Consider the following 797-nt stretch of genomic DNA (forward strand, 5'->3'; position numbering starts at 1 on the left):
TGCGGCCCATATCCACCTCAACCGGATCGAAGGCTTCACCGGTCATGGTGTATTTGCCCTTAAGCACGGCAGAAACTGCCTGCATCTCTTCGACCTGAGCAATGGCCAGCTCTTCGTCACGCATGTTCTGCATGATGATGCGACGGCGGCGGTAAGCCGGGTCCGCCAGATTCTGCGGATCTTCATCCGGCAGGCGACGCAGGGTCATCTGCGGATTCACTTCATGCTTCGGCTTGACATATCCCGGCGTAAATTCAGAGGTGGAGCCGCCACGGGAACGGATAACCTCACCGGAAACAATCGGCGAAACGTACAGCGCCATGTTTACCAGTCCCGGAATTTGTGAGAGATAGACTTTCTCCGTGGTGAAGGGATAGCTCTCACGGAAAAAGAGACGCAGAAACAGCGGATCAAACTTAAATTTCTGCTCATTTGCCGCCAGCAGTTGGGCGGTTGTGTACATCGACATAAAAAAATCCCGTAAAAAAAGCCGCACAGGCGGCCTTTAGTGATGAAGGGTAAAGTTAAACGATGCTGATTGCCGTTCCGGCAAACGCGGTCCGTTTTTTCGTCTCGTCGCTGGCAGCCTCCGGCCAGAGCACATCCTCATAACGGAACGTGCCGGACTTGTAGAACGTCAGCGTGGTGCTGGTCTGGTCAGCAGCAACCGCAAGAATGCCAACGGCAGCACCGTCGGTGGTGCCATCCCACGCAACCAGCTTACGGCTGGAGGTGTCCAGCATCAGCGGGGTCATTGCAGGCGCTTTCGCACTCAATCCGCCGGGCGCGGTTGCGGT

Annotated in this window: 2 protein-coding genes; both read right to left on the reverse strand. The window is 56.0% G+C overall.

Going from position 1 to position 797, the window contains the following annotated elements; genetic code table 11:
• The coding region (locus ACLJQE_RS44635; RefSeq protein ID WP_085178691.1) for a major capsid protein at positions 1-469 on the reverse strand (469 nt) is incomplete at its 3' end.
• A 55-nt stretch (positions 470-524) separates the two neighbouring features.
• Positions 525-797: head decoration protein (locus tag ACLJQE_RS44640; protein ID WP_069894622.1), on the reverse strand; the 273-nt coding region annotated here is incomplete at its 5' end.

It is taken from the genome of Amycolatopsis sp. lyj-346 (assembly GCF_046548975.1).
Taxonomy (GTDB): domain Bacteria; phylum Actinomycetota; class Actinomycetes; order Mycobacteriales; family Pseudonocardiaceae; genus Amycolatopsis.